This window comes from Streptomyces sp. NPDC040718 (genome assembly GCF_055593565.1).
Genome location: NZ_JBVIXO010000017.1, coordinates 49,950 through 66,688 on the forward strand (window position 1 = coordinate 49,950; position 16,739 = coordinate 66,688).

General features: G+C 72.6%; 15 protein-coding genes. 9 read left to right on the forward strand and 6 right to left on the reverse strand.

Annotated elements, in window-relative coordinates; all coding sequences use genetic code 11:
* Positions 1–165 precede the first annotated feature (165 nt).
* Entirely contained in the window at positions 166–1,644 is a 1,479-nt protein-coding gene (locus tag ACZ597_RS30710; protein WP_471337007.1) for a sialidase family protein, read from the forward strand.
* A gap of 55 nt (positions 1,645–1,699) precedes the next feature.
* Here the strand turns inward: ACZ597_RS30710 and ACZ597_RS30715 are convergent, their stop codons facing one another.
* Positions 1,700–2,350, reverse strand: a complete 651-nt coding sequence (locus ACZ597_RS30715; protein ID WP_471337010.1) for a hypothetical protein — start codon at positions 2,348–2,350, stop codon at positions 1,700–1,702.
* A gap of 354 nt (positions 2,351–2,704) precedes the next feature.
* Between ACZ597_RS30715 and ACZ597_RS30720 the strand changes: the two genes are divergently transcribed.
* From ACZ597_RS30720 to ACZ597_RS30735, 4 genes are all read left to right on the forward strand, one after another.
* Entirely contained in the window at positions 2,705–3,916 is a 1,212-nt protein-coding gene (locus ACZ597_RS30720; protein WP_471337012.1) for a 4-hydroxybenzoate 3-monooxygenase, read from the forward strand.
* 118 nt (positions 3,917–4,034) lie between these two features.
* Positions 4,035–5,789: a methyltransferase gene (locus ACZ597_RS30725; RefSeq protein ID WP_471337015.1), complete on the forward strand. Its 1,755-nt coding sequence runs from the start codon at positions 4,035–4,037 to the stop codon at positions 5,787–5,789.
* A gap of 135 nt (positions 5,790–5,924) precedes the next feature.
* Positions 5,925–6,878, forward strand: a complete 954-nt coding sequence (gene bla, locus ACZ597_RS30730) for a class A beta-lactamase (protein WP_471337017.1) — start codon at positions 5,925–5,927, stop codon at positions 6,876–6,878.
* A 332-nt stretch (positions 6,879–7,210) separates the two neighbouring features.
* Positions 7,211–7,510: a hypothetical protein gene (locus tag ACZ597_RS30735; protein WP_471337020.1), complete on the forward strand. Its 300-nt coding sequence runs from the start codon at positions 7,211–7,213 to the stop codon at positions 7,508–7,510.
* Between the two features lie 92 nt (positions 7,511–7,602).
* On the opposite strand, the gene ACZ597_RS30740 is transcribed toward ACZ597_RS30735, so the two are convergent.
* Positions 7,603–10,155, reverse strand: coding sequence for a discoidin domain-containing protein (locus ACZ597_RS30740; RefSeq protein ID WP_471337023.1), 2,553 nt, complete (start codon positions 10,153–10,155; stop codon positions 7,603–7,605).
* 380 nt (positions 10,156–10,535) lie between these two features.
* Between ACZ597_RS30740 and ACZ597_RS30745 the strand changes: the two genes are divergently transcribed.
* The gene (locus tag ACZ597_RS30745) at positions 10,536–10,814 is read left to right on the forward strand and encodes a hypothetical protein (RefSeq protein ID WP_471337026.1); all 279 of its coding nucleotides are present in this window, start codon (positions 10,536–10,538) and stop codon (positions 10,812–10,814) included.
* Positions 10,815–10,852: 38 nt separating this feature from the next.
* On the opposite strand, the gene ACZ597_RS30750 is transcribed toward ACZ597_RS30745, so the two are convergent.
* From ACZ597_RS30750 to ACZ597_RS30760, 3 genes are all read right to left on the reverse strand, one after another.
* Positions 10,853–10,975 (reverse strand): hypothetical protein, encoded by a 123-nt coding sequence (locus ACZ597_RS30750; RefSeq protein WP_471337029.1) that lies wholly within the window; start codon positions 10,973–10,975, stop codon positions 10,853–10,855.
* On the reverse strand, positions 10,975–12,021 hold the full coding sequence (locus ACZ597_RS30755) for an LLM class flavin-dependent oxidoreductase (RefSeq protein WP_471337031.1): 1,047 nt from the start codon (positions 12,019–12,021) through the stop codon (positions 10,975–10,977). Before ACZ597_RS30755 ends, ACZ597_RS30750 begins: the two co-directional genes overlap by 1 nt.
* Positions 12,022–12,134: 113 nt before the next feature.
* Positions 12,135–13,208 (reverse strand): DUF4034 domain-containing protein, encoded by a 1,074-nt coding sequence (locus ACZ597_RS30760; protein WP_471337034.1) that lies wholly within the window; start codon positions 13,206–13,208, stop codon positions 12,135–12,137.
* A gap of 551 nt (positions 13,209–13,759) precedes the next feature.
* On the opposite strand from ACZ597_RS30760, the gene ACZ597_RS30765 reads away from it, so the two are divergent.
* Positions 13,760–14,404 (forward strand): glyoxalase, encoded by a 645-nt coding sequence (locus ACZ597_RS30765; RefSeq protein WP_471337037.1) that lies wholly within the window; start codon positions 13,760–13,762, stop codon positions 14,402–14,404.
* Between the two features lie 79 nt (positions 14,405–14,483).
* Positions 14,484–15,284, forward strand: a complete 801-nt coding sequence (locus ACZ597_RS30770; protein WP_471337040.1) for an ATP-grasp domain-containing protein — start codon at positions 14,484–14,486, stop codon at positions 15,282–15,284.
* 66 nt (positions 15,285–15,350) lie between these two features.
* Here the strand turns inward: ACZ597_RS30770 and ACZ597_RS30775 are convergent, their stop codons facing one another.
* Positions 15,351–15,641, reverse strand: a complete 291-nt coding sequence (locus ACZ597_RS30775) for a hypothetical protein (RefSeq protein ID WP_471337043.1) — start codon at positions 15,639–15,641, stop codon at positions 15,351–15,353.
* Between the two features lie 290 nt (positions 15,642–15,931).
* Here ACZ597_RS30775 and ACZ597_RS30780 point away from each other — a divergent pair, with 290 nt between their 5' ends.
* Positions 15,932–16,573 carry a hypothetical protein gene (locus tag ACZ597_RS30780; RefSeq protein WP_471337046.1) on the forward strand — a complete coding sequence of 214 codons (642 nt, stop codon included), beginning with the start codon at positions 15,932–15,934 and terminating at the stop codon, positions 16,571–16,573.
* The last annotated feature ends 166 nt before the right edge of the window (positions 16,574–16,739 follow it).

A 16,739-nucleotide genomic window follows, 5' to 3' on the forward strand; every position in this document is an offset into this window, starting at 1 on the left:
CCACGACCGGACCGCCCCTGACCTGCTCGTTCGGGGCGGGGAGAGGTCCCACCCCGGACGACTACGCCTTCCGGCCCATCAAGCGCACCGGCCGGCACGCCGAAAAGGATCGAGCGGAGTTTCCCTTCCGTGCCCCACGCCGCCCAGGCCCGGAGGAGATCCCGCATGCGCCCGTTCGTGCCCCTGACCCTTGCCGCCACCGCCGCGCTCCTGCTGACCACGGTCACCGGCGCGACCCGCGCCGCGGCGGACCCGGACGGGAGCCCCGGCGGCGCGCCACTGGTCAGGGTGTCCCACGGCGACCCGTACGCGGACTGCGCCATCGGCGCGGTCTCCCCCGACAGCGTGGTCTACCCCGGCACCGAGGTCGAGCCGTACCTGTCCGTCGATCCCCGCGACCCGAAACGCGTGGTCACCGTGTTCCAGCAGGACCGCTGGAACGACGGCGGGGCCCGCGGCCTGGTCGCCTCCTGGAGCACGGACGGCCGGACCTTCCACCGGAGCACCCTCCCCTTCAGCCTCTGCGCCCCGGGCGGCGCGGACTTCGAGCGGGCCACCGACCCCTGGGTCAGCACCGGACCGGACGGCACCGTCTACGCCGGCGGGGAAGGAGTCGACTTCGTCAAGAGCACGCGCACCGGCCTCCTGGCCGCCACCTCCCGCGACGGCGGCCGCACCTGGCAGAACCCGACCACCACCCACGTCGACGAGTTGCCGTTCTTCAACGACAAGCCCTCGCTCACCGCCGACCCCGTCCGCAAGGGCACCGCCTACCAGGTCTGGAACCGCCTCGACAACGACCCGCCCGGCCCGAGCTCCCTCAACGGACCGGGCTACATCTCCCTCACCCGCGACGGCGGCCGCACCTGGAGCACGGCCCGGGAGTTCGTCGACACCAGCGACGTGCCCAACACACAGACCATCGGCCATCAGGTCGTCGTCGACCGGCGCACCGGCACCCTGTACGACTTCTTCGACCGGATCACCTACGCCGACGACCTGGCCACCGTCACCGAAGCCCACTACCAGGTGGTCACCTCCACGGACGCCGGGAAGACCTGGAGCGCCCCGGTCACCGTGGCCCGGGACAGCTCCGTACCCGAAGTCGACCCGAACGACCCGGAGAAGCCGCTGCGCGCCGGGTCCACCCTGCCCAGCCCGGCCATCGACCCGAAGACGGGCACGCTCTACATGGCCTACGAGGGCGCGGACTTCTCCGGCGGCAGGTTCGACTCCATCCAGCTGGTGCGCTCCACCGACGGCGGACGCACCTGGGGGACCCCGGAGCTGATCAGCCCCGAGGACGTCCCGGCCTTCTCCCCGTCCATCGCGGTCGACGAACGGGGCACGGTCGCGCTCTCCTACTACGACCTGCGCTTCCTCAAGCCGGGCGACACCGCGACCCTGCCCACCGCCTACCAGCTGGCCACGCTGCCGCACGGAGATCCGCAGCACCGGACCGAACGGCGGATCTCCCGGGTCTTCGACTGGCTGCAGGCGCCGTTCGCCGGGGGCTACTTCCTCGGCGACTACCAGGGCCTCGTGGCAGACGGGAAGGGAGTCCGGGCGGTCCTGACCGAGACCCACTCCGACGCGCCGCAGAACCGCACGGACGTGTACACCACCACGCTCCGCACCGGCTGACCGCCCCGCGCGTCGGGCGGCGGCATCCGCCCGACGCGCGCTCCAGCCGTGGAACCTAGCCGCGCGGCGGGCCCAGGAACTTCGCCGGTGCCAGCTCCAGGAACTTCGACATCCCGGCGGCGAGGCGGGCCGCCCCGGGCCCACCGGGCTCGCCCGCCAGGCTGCGGAACGTCAGCTCCAGCGCCCGGTCGCCGTGGCGCACCAGAAGAGTGGTGATCTGCGCCTGCTGCCCGGCGGCACCGGCGAGCATCGTGCGCATCAGGGCCTCGTCGCCGAACCTCTGCTCCACCTTGAGCGGCTCGCTCGGATCACCGGCCGGATCCACCACCTGGACCGTGATCTCCTGATCGCCGACGCTCATCGTCCAGGCGGCGCACTGGGCGTACACCTGCCGCATGTCGGCCATCCAGGCCCCGGCCGCGCCCGCTGCCCGCTCCGAGACTCCCTCGTCGACGACGATCGAGGAGTCGGAGTTCATGAACGAGGTCCTGACCTCCCTCGCGGCCTTGTCGCCGAACGCCCTGTTCAGCAGCGCCGTGAGCTCGGGGGCCGAAGCGGTCATCGGCGGCGGGTCCTCATCGGACGAGGGCGATGCCAGCTCAGTGAAGTCGCCGAGGCCTGCGCCGGCCAGATCCGCGGCTGTGACCAGCAGCTGCTCCAGGTCTTCGGACCGCGGGGTCGGCACCGGTTGCGAATCGTCACGCATGCTCACAAGTTGCCTTTCATCAAGGGTGGTTGGTACGGGGTGGCCGCCACCGTAGCCCGCTGCGAGGCCTGGGCGATCACCGATCTGCGTAATGTCCGAAGTCGCGGCGACGGCGCGCCCACGGCCGCGCCGTCACGGCCGGCTCGTAGCCTTCCTCTGTCGGGCGGGCGGGGCGTACGCGAGCGCGTGTTCCCGCTCCCGCACGCCCGGCGCGCACCACCGACAGGGCTCGCGGCGCGCGCTTCCGGCCCATCAGCACAGGGCGAACACCCAAAGGGCGATTGTCACTCTATTCCCGCTAAGGGGTGGATCGCGTAGGTTCACTGAACTTGGAGTGCTTATGCTTCACCCGCTATGACGGACAGTCACACACACCGCGCGTTACGCGCCTCTGCCGACGTGGTCGTCCTCGGTGCCGGTCCGGCCGGGCTCGTCCTCGGAAACCTCCTGCTCGCCGCCGGGATCGATTGCGTCATCCTGGAACGCACCACCTCTTCCCGCGTCCGGACCCGCGCCCGCGCCGGGTTCCTCGCCCCGAACACCGTGCGGATCCTGGACCGTCACGGCCTCGCCGACGGCCTGCACCAGCACGGCCGCCCGCACGGCACGTGCGAATTCCGCACCCAGGACGGGCGGTTCCGCCTCGACTACGGGGCCCTCGGCCAGGGCGTACGACACCACGTCTACCCGCAGCAGAACCTCGTCACGGACCTCCTGGGGCACTACCTCGACCGCGGCGGACGCATCCACTTCGAGACCGAGGCGCTCGCCGTCCACGACACCCACGGCACCCGGCCCTCGCTCACGACGCGCGAGCCCGACGGCCCTGCCGCCCGCTGGACGGCGCGCTACGTCGCCGGGTGCGACGGGCGCCACGGCGCGGCCCGCCGCGCCCTGCCACCGGACGCCGTCCACCGCCACGACCACGGCGTCACCTGGCTCGGCCTGCTCGCCCAGGCCCCGCCGAGCCTCGACGCCGTCGGCTACGCGATCCACGACCGCGGCTTCGCCGGACACATGGCCCGCACCGCGGAGGTGACCCGCTACTACCTCCAGTGGCACCGCGGCGCCGCCGTCGGCGCCTGGACCGAGCAACGGATCTGGGACGAGCTCGACACCCGCATGCGCGCCGCGGAGTACGGCCCGCTCAACCGCGGCGCCCTACTGGAGCGCGCGCTCTTCGACCTGAGCTGCGACGTCGTCGAACCGCTGCGCCACGGCTCGCTGTTCCTGGCCGGCGACGCGGCCAGCGTCCCGGCCCCGGCGGCCGCGAAAGGCGCCAACCTGGCGGTCCTGGAGGCCGAAATCCTCGCCGAGGCCCTCATCGACGCCCTCACCCGGGGTGACACCAGGGGACTGGACGCGTACTCGGCCCGGTGCCTGGCGCACATCTGGAGGGCCCAGGAGTTCACCGGCTGGATGACCCGGCTGCTGCACGCGGCACCCGACGGCGCCCCGGATGCCGGATCGTTCTTCCAGGCCGCACTACGGCGGTCCCGGATCGCCTCGCTGCGCACCTCGCGCATCCACCAGGACTGGTTCGCCGAGAACTACGTCGGCGTGTGATCCCCGCCGCGCCCCGGCCCGGCCCTCCCCCCGCTCTGCCGGGCCCAGGCCTGCACGGCCCTGCCCCGCACGACCCTGCCCCGCCCCGATCAGTACCGGCACCGAGGACATGCCCACGATGACGACGACGATGACGACGCTCGCCGACGAAACGATGCTGCCCGACGAAACGATGCTCCAGGACGACACGGCGCGCCTGCGCGCGGCCGCCGCGTTCGTCCGGGAGCACGACAGCACCAGCCTGCTGCCCCTCCTCCTGCCGGGCCTCGACGGTCCGGACCTGCGGTCGCTGGCCGAGCGCTGCCGCTTCGCCCACGCCGGGCTGCTGCTCTTCCCACCGGACGCGCAGAGCCTGCGGGCCCAGCTGCAGGCGTGCGGGCTGGCCGCGGACACCCCCTCCCACCCCAGCGTGGTCGTCAGGGAACGCCTCGCCCGGCGCCATCGGCGTGACCCGGCCGAGCTCGACGTCCGGATCCTGCGCCCCCGGGTGCACGCAAGCTCCGGGGAACCCCGCGCCGTCGAGGTGTTCGCCATGATCGTGCCCCCGCACTCCGCCCTGGAGCACATCGCCTCCTACGAACGGACCCGCCGGCACGAGACCCACCTCGCCTTCGACATCGAGAGCCCCGACCCGCTGGTCCTGCGCGGCCTGTGCGCCACCCTCGCCCGTCACGGAGCACGTCCCGACGGCGGCGGCTACAACCCGCACGAGGACGGTACGGTCCTGTACTTCACCACCCCCGCCGACGCGGCCGGCGGCTACCGGCGGATGGAGCTCTACGCCCACGGCGACCACCGCGACGCCCTCGCCGCCCACTTCGACGACCACGGCGAACGGCAGCCGGCCGAAACGCTCCTCCACCTCCTCACCGGTGCGTGGACCACACAGGCCCTGGCCTCCTTCGCCCGGCTGCGCCTGCCGGACGCGATGGACACCCGCACCCCGTCCCGTACCGAGGACCTCGCCCGCCTCACCGGCACCCACCCCCGCAGCCTCGGCACGCTCCTGCGGTACCTCGCGATGCTGGGCGCCGTCACCCAGGACACCGTTCCGGGCAGGCCGGAAGGATTCCGCCTCACCGGGGTCGGAGCCCTGCTCCGCACGGACGAGCCCGCGTCGATGCGCCCCCTGGCAATGATGTACGGCGGCCCGTTCTACCGCTCCTTCGGCGGCCTCGACCACGCGGTGAGGACCGGGCAGCCGGCCTTCGACCACCTCTTCGGCGAGAACCACTTCGACCACTTCGCGCGAGACCCCGACCTCGCCGACCTGTTCGACCGGTCCATGGCCGCGAGCGCGCGCATGTTCCAGCCGCTGCCCGCCCACCCGGCCGTCACCGCCGCGGCCCAGGCGCCCGCGTCCGCCACCGTCGTCGACGTCGCGGGCGGCAACGGAGAGCTGCTCGGACAGATCCTCACCGCCCACCCGAGCCTGCGCGGCGTCCTCCTCGAACGCCCGCACGCCGTCGAGGCGGCCCGCCGGCTCCTCGACGCCGCGGGCTGCGGCGCGCGCTGCGCCTACCGCGTGGGCGACTTCGCCGACGTACCGCCCGGAGGGGACGTGTACCTCCTCTCCCGCGTCCTGCACGACTGGGACGACGACCGCTGCCGGGAGATCCTGCGCCACTGCGCCCGCGCGATGCCCGCCCACGCCGACCTGCTGATCGTCGAACGCCTCCTGCCCGCCGACGGATCTCCCTCGCTGGCCACCGCCTGGAACCTGCACATGCTCTGCAACGTCGGAGGCCGCGAACGCGACGCCGGCCACTACGCCCGCCTCCTCGCGGACGCCGGCCTCCACCTCCACGGCCACAACAGCCTGCCCCTGGACGCGCACGTCCTGCACGCCCGCAAGACCCCGCCGCGCTCCTGACCACCGCACAGGACGACGGGGAACCCCCGATGGTCCGACGGTCCGACGGGGGAGGGGTGCAAATCGGGGTGGAACCGTCGTATCCCTTGCCCGCGTCATGATCGTCAAGGTTCTCCGAAGAAGGATGAGGTCCACATGCCCATGCCTCCTGCCCGCCGTACCGTACTGGCGGCCCTCGGCGCCGGCACCGTGCTCACCACGGGCTTCGCCCCCACCGCATCGGCCTCGTCCGGGCAGGCAGGGCGGGCGGCGGCATGGGCCGGTCCCCGGGTCGCCCGGGCCCTGGCCGGGCTCGAACGCGAGCACGGCGCACGACTCGGGGTGTACGCCTTGGAGACCGGCACCGGACGGGCCGTCACCCACCGGGCGGACGAGCTCTTCCCCATGTGCTCGGTGTTCAAGACCCTCGCCGCCGCGGCCGTACTGCGCGATCTCGACCACGACGGCTCGGTCCTCGCCCGCCGGATCCACTACACCCAGGCCGACATCACCCGGTCCGGCTACTCCGAGTGGACCAAGCGGCCGGAGCACCTCGCGAACGGCCTGACGATCGGCGAACTGTGCGAGGTGAGCATCACCTACAGCGACAACACGGCGGCCAACCTGCTGCTGCGCGAACTCGGCGGCCCGGCCGCCGTCACCCGCTTCGCCCGCTCCCTCGGCGACCCGGTGACCCGCCTGGACCGGTGGGAGCCCGAGCTGAACAGCGCCGAACCGGACCGTGTCACCGACGTCACCACCCCGCGGGCGATCGGCCGCACGTACGCCCGGCTGGTCCTGGGCGACGCGCTCGGCCGCGCGGACCGCGGGCTGCTGACCGACTGGCTGTGCGCCAACACGACGAGCGGCGCACGCTTCCGCGAGGGCCTGCCCGCCGAGTGGCGACTGGGCGACAAGACGGGCGGCGGCTCCTACGGTACGAACAACGACGTCGGCATCGCGTGGCGGCCGCACGGGGCGCCGCTGGTCCTGGCGGTTCTGACGACCAAGCCCGACCAGGACGCGGAGTCGGACAACGCGCTGGTCTCCCGGACGGCCAGGATCCTGGCCGAGGCGTTCTCCGCCCCGCGAGGCGGCGGGGGCAGCTGACACCGGCCATCGGCCGTCCGGCCGATCGGCTCGCCCGTCCCGCACCAGTCGCCCGTGCGGCGGAGCCCGCCCCTCTCCCGGCACGCACCGGACGTGCGCGGAGGCCCCCGGACGCCGCGGATGCGGAGTCCTCAGCGGGCCGTCCGCGCCGCGTACCTGACGGCGAGGAACCGGTCACGGCCGCGAGCCGAGCACGTCGGGCGGGGGATGTGGCCAGAACATTTCGTGACAACGTCGGCAGGAGGCTGAAGGATCGCTTCGACCCTGTTCCACCACAGACCACTCGTTCCTGTCCTGTAGGGGGAAGTGTGAGGAAGCGGATTCTTTCGGGCATGGCCGCTGCTGCGTTGCTGTCGTCGGTCCTGGTGGCGGCACCTGCCGTCGCGAGTACGACGAGCACGGAGAGCACGGAGAGCAAGGCGGCGGCCTGCCAGACCTGGCACGACAACGCGGGCCCCGGCGGCGCGGGCCGCTACCACGCCAAGTGCGCGGGATCGGGCAAGTACGTGAAGGCCACCGTCCGGTGCGCCAACGGCAGTGTCTCGTCCAGCGCGTGGCGGTGGGAGTACGCCAAGGCCGAATGTCCCTACGGCGTGGACTCCAGCTCCGGCACGTACAGCACCCGGAGCTGAACCTCCGCGTCGGACCGCTCGGCGTGACGTCGGCCCCCGAGACCCGGTCCGGTCTCGGGGGCCGACGCCTTCGTGGACTTGCCGCCCTCCCGTCAGGAGACGGTGATGAACCGGGCGGTGCTCGGCACCCCTTGGGCGTCCAGGGCGAAGAGCATGTAGGTGCCCGGCAGCACCACGCCCTTGTCGGCCGGGATGGACACCGTGTACGTGCCGGTCCCCGCGGCCGTGGAGGCCAGCGGGACCCGCCGCTGGTCGTTGTCCGTGGAGTGGGTCGCGGCCGCGGCCCGCATCAGGACGAAGGAGGCCACCGGCCCCTCGGCGGCGACGGTGAGCGAGGTGCCGGCCGCGGCCCGGGGCGGCACGCCGCCGGTGATGACGGGACGCGGCTTGGGCGAGCCGTCCGGATTGAGCAGGTACGGCGGTGTGAACACGGCCCCGTCGGCGTGGTTGGTGGCGCAGTCGCCGCACAGGCCGCCGCCGCCCGAGAAGATCCGCCCGTCGGGCAGCAGGTTCGCCACGCTGTGGTAGTTGCGCGGGATGGCCATGGTGGCGAGCGGGGTGAAGCTTCCGGTCGCCGGGTCCCACAGCTCGGGCGCCAGCACGGACGTGGCGTCGCTGAACGGCAACGGGTACGCCTGCCCGCCGAACACGGCGACCTTGCCGTCGGGCAGGACGACGCTGTTGCCGAAGGCGCGGGCGTGGCCCATGTCGCCCGTCCGCGCGGCCCGGACCTGATCGCCGTCGATGTTCACGGTGTACGCGCGCCGGGTGGCGGGCGTCTTCTCGTACGCGGGCGAGCCGCCCAGGGTGAGCAGCTTGCCGATGTCGTACGCGACGGCGTTGCCGGTCATGGCGTCCTGGCTGTCGGCCCGGGTGCCGGCGGAGGTGATGTTCCCGTTCCCGCCGGTCGTGATCCAGTTCATCTGCTTGCTCGGACCCAGCTGGAGCACCTTGCCGCCCGAGGTCGCGTGCAGCCACATGTGGTTGTCGGCGCGGTAGGCGCCTGCCGGGTCGGCCGTCAGCGCCGGGGCGGCGGGGACACCGGGGAGCCTGCGCCAGGTGCGGGTGTCCGGGGACCAGACCTCGCCGGCCTTGTCGCCCGCGGCTCCGCTCCAGGACCCGCCGAGGACGAAGGCCTCGCCGGTGGAGAGCAGGGTCATGGCCTGGTAGCCGCGGGCGATGTTCATGGCGGCGGTCGCGGACCAGCTGTCGGTGGCCGGGTCGTAGACGCTGGCCTTCTCCGCGTTGCTGCCGCCGGTGACCAGGACCCGGCCGTCGGCGAGCATCGCTATGCCCGGGCAGAACATGTCGTGACCGGTGTTGTCGATGCGGCGCTGGGTGACCCTGCCCGTCTTCAGGTCCAGGATCGCGGTCTGGGTGTAGCCGTTGCTGCCGCCGAACCGGTCGACCCCGTACGCCGACCAGGCCAGGAGCTTGTCGCCCGGCAGGACGGCGGTGGCCACCGGGACCAGGGGGAAGCCGGTGATCCGGTCCCAGGAGCCGTGGGCGGCCGGGTCGGCCGGTCCGCTCAGGCGTATCTCCGCGGCGGAGGTCCAGGGCCCGCGGTTGCCGGCCTCGCCCGTCACGGTGAGGCGTATGTAGCGGGCGCTCTCGGCGCGGGTGAAGGTGGCGGTCTTGACGGTGTCGTCGTCGCGCCAGGTTCCTGCGGAGACCGGTGCGCCGAAGGTGGTGCCGTCGGTGCTGGTGGTGATGGTGTACGCGCCCGCGCGACCGTTGGGGCCGTCGTTGCGGGGCTGGTAGACCAGGGCGGATACGGCCGTCGTGCGGTGCATGTCGACGGTGATGCTGTGCGGCAGCGGGGCCGGGGTCCCGGACCACTTGCTGTGCCAGATGGTGGCGGCGTCTCCGTCGAGGACGTTGGCCGCGCGGCCGCTCTCCCCGGTGCTCTCCTCGTCGCTGGCCGTGGCCGTCCATCCGGTCCGGGGCAGGTCGACGGTGGCGGCCGGGGTCCCGGGGTCGCCGAGCAGGTTGAGCTCCGCGGCGGAGGTCCACGGGCCGCGGTTGCCGGCCTCGGTGACCGCGGAGAGACGGACGAACCTGGCGCCCTGCGGGGCGAATCCGAGGGTCTTGGCGCCGGCATCGTCCGAGAGGGTGCCCGTGGCGACCGCACCGCCCCAGTTCTGGCCGTCGGCGCTCACGCTGATGCTGTACTCGCCGACGCGCCCGTTGGCCCCGTTGGTGCGGGGCTGGTAGACGAGCGCCGAGACCACCGCCGTGCGGTGCATGTCGACGGTGATGGTGTGCGGCAGCCGGGCGGGGGTGCCCGTCCACTTGCTGTGCCAGATGGTGGCCGTGTCGCCGTCGAGGACGTTGGCCGCGCGGCCGTTCTCGCCGACGGTCTCCTCGTCGCTCGCCGTGGCGGTCCATCCGGTCCGGTCGAGGACGGGAGCCGTCGGCTCCATGGCGTTCGCCGGGGCCACGCCGTGGTGCGGCGACTGCTTTGCCGTCTGCTGGTCAAGGGCACCCGGCGCCGGCCGGGGTGCCGGACCCTGTCCGCCCGGCCCCGTGCTCGCCACTCCCAGCCATGGGGTGAGCCCGACGAGCAGTGAGCCGAGGGCGAAGGCGATGAGCAGGGGGGAGCGGCGTAACGCTCGGGCGAGGGCGCGGATTCGTCTGGGCTGCAATCGGACCTCCTGGGCGAACCGTGGAAAACCGGGAACCGCTGTGGGCCCCTAGAAGATAGGCCAGCGCAGATCAACTCGACCGTGGAACAGAGGAGTTGGCGTGAACCTGCGCCGCCGCACGCGGAGCCGATTCCTCCACGGACCCGGTGGCGGTGCGGCTCGCCACCTTCGAGTGGTGTCGCCCACACCCGGCATATGCGGTTTCGAAGGCGCGGTAGCCGGGCGGTACTTCGATCCCCAGGACGAAACGGGATGTCTGCCTTGAGGCCTCAAGGAGAGGCGTGTCCGTACGCGTCGCCGGGCGCGGAATCCATGAGGCCGTTGTCGGAGGCGGGTGGCACCATCTGGGCCGGTGGTCCCATCAGCTACAGGGGGTAGGCATGGAGAGCACGACCAAGTACGCATGGCCGCGCTGGGCGGAGGCGGCGGACGGCGAGGCGCTGGAGCGCTGGCTGGCCGGGCACGGCTGGGAGATCGACCCCATGGTGTTCATGGCCGGCGGACTGGGCCCGGCGGTCCAGGTCCGGCGGATCGGGTCCGGGCCGGACGGGGAGGCCGGGCTGCTGATCCTGCCGGGCGAGACGGTGGAGTACGTCGGGGCCCGGATGCGGATCGCACGCCGCACCCCGGCGGCCACCGCGGCCAGGGTCTGCGCCTGAGGCCGGTCCCGCCGCGGGAGTGTTTGAGCCGGTTCGCCTCACCGGCCTGCGAGGCGTGGTTCGAGGCTGCCGAGGATGAGGTCGAGCCCGTACGCGAACTCGTCGGCACAGGAATGGCTCCGGTGCATGACGTGCTCGGTGATCAGCTCGGCCAGGTGCATCAGGGCAGGAGCCGGGCGAGCTCGGCCATTTCCGCCTCGGGGTCCACCACGGGCTGGAGCACGAGCTCGTCGACCCCCGCCTTCTCCGGAGCGTCGATCTGCTGTCCGATCTCGTCCCCGGTACCGACCAGACCGAACTTGTCCACCAGCGACGGCACGACGAGATCGCGGTCCTCGGCCGACAGCCGCCCGAGGTAGTTGCGGTAGAGCGTGCGGTGGCGGTCGGGGTCCGTGGCGGTGGTACCGCGCAGGCGGAGCAGGCGGTCGACCGCCGCGGCCTCGTCCGGGGGCAGGGCAGCCCGGAAGGCCGGGTTCTCCACCGCGAGGATCAGGGCGCTCACCGCGATGTGCCCCATCGCGTCCTTGACGGCATCGCCGTACCGGTCCTCGCCGTCGGCGAGGACGTACAGGGAGGAGATGAGGTACGAATGCGTCTCCCCGCTGTTGCCCGCGGCCTGCGCCGCCGCCCGGCGGGCCCGGCCGAGCGCGGACCAGGCCGCGGGGGCGTGCAGCGCGAAGGAGATCATCCCTGTACCGAGGCGGCCGGCGATGGCGGCGACCTTCGGGCCGAACGCGGCCACGACGAACTCCACCGGGTCCTCGGTGTTGACGTAGCCGCCGCCGTGCAGGAAGCGCACCCTGCCGGTCAGGGTCCCCTCGCGGTAGGTCGTCTCGCGGCCGGCGGTGAGGTCCCGCAGGGCGGCCGTGAACGACTCCAGCTCCACCACCTTCGCAGGCCGCATGCCCAGCGTGCGGCGTGCGGTGTTGCCGGTGCCGACCCCGCAGACGATGCGGCCGGGGGCGAGGGCGTTGAGACTGCTGACCGCCGCCGCCGCGGCGGGCGCGGAACGCAGTGCCGGTGAGGTGACCCCGATACCGAGTTTGATCCGGCTGGTGGACTTGGCGCAGAGCGCGAGGCTGACGAACGGATCACCATGGACCATCGGCGTGTCGTACACCCAGAAACTGCTGAAGCCGAGTTCCTCCGCACGGGCGGCCAGGCGCTCCACACCCGGGCGTGCGGCCATCACGATGCCGGTCCGCATGCTGGTCCCTCTCGCCGCCGGGTTCCATGCCTGGACGACTCAGGTTACGGCCTTCTCCGGCGGCGGCTGTGATCGCGCCCCGTTCGGACAGGGGCGAATCGGGAAGTGACGCCTCAGGGGCGGCCGGAGTGGAGGGCCGCCAGGCCGCGGGCGTGGTCGAACGCCGCTGCGGCATCCCGGGTGTCGGTCCAGGGCGCGGCTCCGCACCAGCCGCCGATGAGCCGGAACTGCGCCAGGGCCTCCGCGTAGCGCCCCGTCTTCACGAGTACGGCGGCGTACAGGTGCCGTATCGCGGGAAGCCGGCGGTCGGCCGGATCGGCCTGCGCCAGGTCGGCCTGAACACGGGCGAGCACGGGCCGGGTGGCCCATGTGCGGTAGGCCGCCTCGCCGTCCCGGAGGGTGGCTTCGTACACGGCGTGCAGGTAGATGCCCGAGATCAGGCTTCCGGCCGGAGCGGCCCCCGCCGCCTGCTTGGCGAACTTGAACATCAGCTGGTGGGAGCCGTGCCATTTCGCGCACCAGTACTGGAGGGCGTGCCAGTGGGCGTCGTAGTGCTGCGGCGCCCGGGCCGTGACCTCGCTCCACAGGCGGCGGAACTCGTCGTGGGGGAGCCCGAGACCACGCGCGGCGGCGACCATGGTGACCCACGGTGACGGATCGGCCGGTGCCAGCCGGGCCGCCTCCTGGGCGGCGTACACGGCGGTCGGCAGCAGTTCGCCGAACATCGCCACCTGCTCGTCGGAGGTCTGCTCGATGTACTTCTCACCGCGCGCGGCCCAAGCGCGGAGCAGCAGGGCATGCGCGTGTACGACGACGGCGTCCGCGTCCTGCGGCCGCCTGGCGCGCCAGATCCGCAGCCAGCGCTCGTCCTCCGCGGCCAGGTCCGCGAACACCTCGACGAGCCGCCAGCGCTCCGTCCAGTCCTGGCGCTCCGCGGTGTCCGCGAGGAGTGCGGCAGCGGGTTCCCAGTCGCCGTTGAGGGAGGCGGCGTCGACGGCGAGGCGCAGCGCGGGGTCTTCCCGAGGCGGGCCGGAGCGCCGGCTGTCGAGCTGCTCGCGGGGGACGAGGCCGTAGGCGGAGGCGTCGAAGTGCCGCGCCTTTCGGTTGCGAATGGCGAGGCGGGTGGTGTGGACGATCGCCCAGAGGAGGACGGCCAGACCGACGGCGGTGATGACGTTCGTGAGCACAAAGCGTGATCATGCCTGGTCAGGGTCACGATAAGCGAACGCTGCGGCAAAGTAGCGGACTCGTTTCGGTCTCGGGTTCCCCGTCCGCCCCTGCCAGAAGGGCGGGTCGTCCTCCTCCTGTAAGGGCGGGAGGAGGACGACGCCGAAGGGTCCTCAGAGGCGCTGCCGGAGCGCCGGGACGTTCGGCGTCTCCCACCCCGCCCGCCGGCTCCCCTACCGCGGGCCCGTCCGGGGGGTCGGGGGGCCGGCTGTTGCGGGGCGCTGGCCACTCCGGATTCCCGTCCGCCGAGTTCGGCGTCCAGGGTTTCCTGGGCGATGCGCATCGACTGCGCGTACTTCGGCTGGGACAACCGCTGCCAGGCCTGGTCCGGTGCGATGTCCTCGTTCCGGCTCGTCACCCACCAGATGTTGCCGAACGGGTCTCGCACCCTCCCTCCCCGGTCGCCCCACGCGCTGTCGGTGACCTCGGTGACCACCGTCGCCGGTCCGCCACCGCTCGCGCGACCGGTCAGGAATCGAGAAGCCCCGGCCGCCCTCCGGCCCCTAGCGTGATGGTCATGGCAACCACCGCTTCCACCGCAGCCCACACGTCCCTCGCCTCCGTCACCCTCGAGGTGGCCGACCCCGAGGCCGCACACCGCTTCTACACCGCCTTCGGCGTGGACACCTACATCCGTCTGCGGGCGTCCGAGGCGCACTCGACCGGATTCCGCGGCTTCACCCTGGGGCTCACGGTGTCCAACCCGGCCACCGTCGACGGCTTCTTCGCCGCCGCCGTGGACGCCGGCGCCACGGTCCTCAAGCCCACCGCGAAGTCGCTGTGGGGCTACAGCGGCGTCGTCCAGGCCCCGGACGGGACGATCTGGAAGATCGCGACCGGGGCGAAGAAGGACAGCGGCCCCGACACCCGCGAGATCGACGACATCGTCCTGCTGCTCGGCGTCGAGGCCGTGAAGGCCACCAGGCAGTTCTACGTCGACCGGGGCCTGACCGTGGCCAAGAGCTTCGGTGGCAAGTACACCGAGTTCGCCCCCGGCACCGCCGGCCCCGTCAAGCTCGCCCTGTACAAGCGCCGCGCCCTGGCCAAGGACCTCGGCGTCCCCGTCGACGGCACCGGCTCGCACCGCATCACCCTCGGCAGCACCGCCGGCACGTTCACCGACCCGGACGGCTTCGCCTGGGAGGCTGCCGCGTAGCCGGCCCCACGCCGCCCCGACTCCCGATCCCGTCCTACCGGACGTCCGAATGCCGGCTGGCTTCGTTAGGCTCGCCGGCATGGAAGTCCGTACCCCGCCTGTCCTTCTCCTGTCCGCACCCCGAACCTCCACTGGCGAACTCCTCGCCCGTGCAGCGGCCTGGCGCGGCCACGAGGTGACCGACCGGGCGGCGAGGGCCGAAGGGCGCAGGGTGCACTGGTACGGCGGCCCCCGTGCGGCCGCACGGCTTGCCGGCCCGCTGGGCCTTGGGCTCCTCGAACCGGCCGATGACTGGCTGACGCGCGTACCGGGCCCCCTCCTGCGGCGCCGCGTACGGCTCACCACCCTCGGCGAGGCCCGTGGGCTGCGGGAACGGGCCTTCGTGAAACCGCCATCGGCCAAGATCGACCTGCTGCCCGCCGCCGTTCACGACGACGGGACCGGCCTGCCCGGCGCACTTGACGGTTCCACGCCGGTCCTGGTGAGCGGCGTCGTGGAGTTCATCGCGGAGTACCGGCTGTTCGTCATCGACGGCGAAGTCGTCACCGGGAGCCGCTACGCCGTCTGCGGGCGCCTCGACCCGGCGCCGTTGGACGCCGAGAGCCGCGCCTTCGGCCGTACGGTCCTCGACGCCACGGCCGCCGGCCTGCCCAGCGCGGTGTGCCTGGACATCGGCCGGCTCGCCGGCGGCGGCTGGGCGGTGGTCGAGGCGAACATGGCATGGTTCGCCAACTGTTACGCCGCCGAGCCGGAACGCGTCCTCGACACCGTGCTCCGCGCCGCCGGCCCGATCGCCGCGGTCGCGAAGCGGGACCGGCCGTACCTGAGCACGTCAGCCGCTCGGCGCCCCGGCCAGGAGCCGACTCCGACCGCCGTGTAGCCGAGTTCCCGCCCAGACTGCTTGCGGGGAGGACGCACGTCAGGCCGACTCGACCGCGGCGGGCCGTCAGTCCTCCTCCGATGGCGGGACGCGGCCCGCCGCCTTCCGCACGGTGGCCTCCAGCTCTTCGCGGTCCATACCGAGGGTCTCCGCGTAGTTGTCCAGGGCGGTGTCCAGCAGCCACCAGGGCTCGCGCGCGTCTTCCCAGGCGTCCCGCCACGTCACGTGCTGCTCGTCGGTCCATCGCCCCGAGTCGCCGAGTTCCGCCTGCAGGCGCTTCAACTCGGCGTGTGCTTCGTCGGTCGCTTCCTGCAGCTCGATCAGTTCGTCCAGCGCGTCCGACAGTTCGATGTCCATCCCCGGATCCTAGAGGCCGGGGGTCCGTGCCGCCGTGCCGGCCCCGAACGCCGGAAGCCCCGTTGCGGAGCTTCGAAACGGGCTCAAGGCGGGAGCGGCCCGGCATCGGCGAGACGCCGTTCGGGCGAGCGTTCCGGCTCGCCGTCGGTGATCGGGTGAAACGCCCCCGCGCTCCCGTGATCCGATCGCCACCAGGGCGTTGCAGTCGTGCAGGTGTCTCGCGCGCAGCGCGTTCGCGCCCGATGGTGCGGAGCCCGTCGCGACGGGGTCCTCCACGACAGGAGAAACACATGGCAAGGAAGTCGTTCAGGCGGCGCATGTCCACGGCCTGCGCGGTGCTCGGGACGGGCATGGCGCTGACTCTGGTGCCGGGAGCCACGCCCGCATACGCCGTGGGGCAGCCAGAGGTCACCAAGACGCATGCGGGGAATTTCGCCCGCGGCGGGCAAGGTGTCTACACGATCACGGTCACCAATGTCGGCAATGAGGCAACGGGCAAGATGAACATGACCGACGATCTTCCCGCGGGGCTGACCTTCTTCGAGAACGGGATCACCACGGAGGCCCCACCCGGCGTGTCCGTCGAGTGCGTTGTCTTCTCACCTCAGTCCCTCGGCTGCGAGTCCTCGGCCCTGCCGGCAGGTGCCGCCTACACGGTTCAGGCGAGGGTCAGTGTCGCGGCCGATGCTCCCTGCACGGTCACCAACACCGCCACGGTCGACGGGCTCCTCATCGGCGGCAGCGATTCGGCGAGCGACCGCACCACCATCACCGGCGGCGAATGCGGCGGCGGAGAAGACGGTGGCTCCATCCTCCCGGTCAACCTCAGCGGCGTCGTCACGCTGTTCAACAACATCACCACCAACAACAACATCGCCAGCCCCGGTGCCACGAACTCCAGCCGCCAGCAGCTGGGGGTGAACGCCCCCTGACGATCGCCGGGAAACGCCGCGGCCCACCGGCGCTCGGCGTCCGCGCGGGCCGCGGCGCCGTCTCCAGCGCGAGCTCCGGCACACGGTGGTGACGCACGGGCCGCCCGGGTGGACGTCGATGACCTAGGGGGTGTCCGCAAAGCGGCGCCGTCCGCCCGGAGGACGG

Coding starts and splice junctions, on each gene's coding strand:
- ACZ597_RS30710 (WP_471337007.1), top strand. CDS start 166: ATGCGCCCGTTCGTGCCCCTGACCCTTGCCGCCACCGCCGCGCTCCTG.
- ACZ597_RS30715 (WP_471337010.1), bottom strand. CDS start 2,350: ATGCGTGACGATTCGCAACCGGTGCCGACCCCGCGGTCCGAAGACCTG.
- ACZ597_RS30720 (WP_471337012.1), top strand. CDS start 2,705: ATGACGGACAGTCACACACACCGCGCGTTACGCGCCTCTGCCGACGTG.
- ACZ597_RS30725 (WP_471337015.1), top strand. CDS start 4,035: ATGACGACGACGATGACGACGCTCGCCGACGAAACGATGCTGCCCGAC.
- bla (WP_471337017.1), top strand. CDS start 5,925: ATGCCCATGCCTCCTGCCCGCCGTACCGTACTGGCGGCCCTCGGCGCC.
- ACZ597_RS30735 (WP_471337020.1), top strand. CDS start 7,211: ATGGCCGCTGCTGCGTTGCTGTCGTCGGTCCTGGTGGCGGCACCTGCC.
- ACZ597_RS30745 (WP_471337026.1), top strand. CDS start 10,536: ATGGAGAGCACGACCAAGTACGCATGGCCGCGCTGGGCGGAGGCGGCG.
- ACZ597_RS30750 (WP_471337029.1), bottom strand. CDS start 10,975: ATGCACCTGGCCGAGCTGATCACCGAGCACGTCATGCACCGGAGCCAT.
- ACZ597_RS30755 (WP_471337031.1), bottom strand. CDS start 12,021: ATGCGGACCGGCATCGTGATGGCCGCACGCCCGGGTGTGGAGCGCCTG.
- ACZ597_RS30765 (WP_471337037.1), top strand. CDS start 13,760: ATGGTCATGGCAACCACCGCTTCCACCGCAGCCCACACGTCCCTCGCC.
- ACZ597_RS30770 (WP_471337040.1), top strand. CDS start 14,484: ATGGAAGTCCGTACCCCGCCTGTCCTTCTCCTGTCCGCACCCCGAACC.
- ACZ597_RS30775 (WP_471337043.1), bottom strand. CDS start 15,641: ATGGACATCGAACTGTCGGACGCGCTGGACGAACTGATCGAGCTGCAG.
- ACZ597_RS30780 (WP_471337046.1), top strand. CDS start 15,932: ATGGCAAGGAAGTCGTTCAGGCGGCGCATGTCCACGGCCTGCGCGGTG.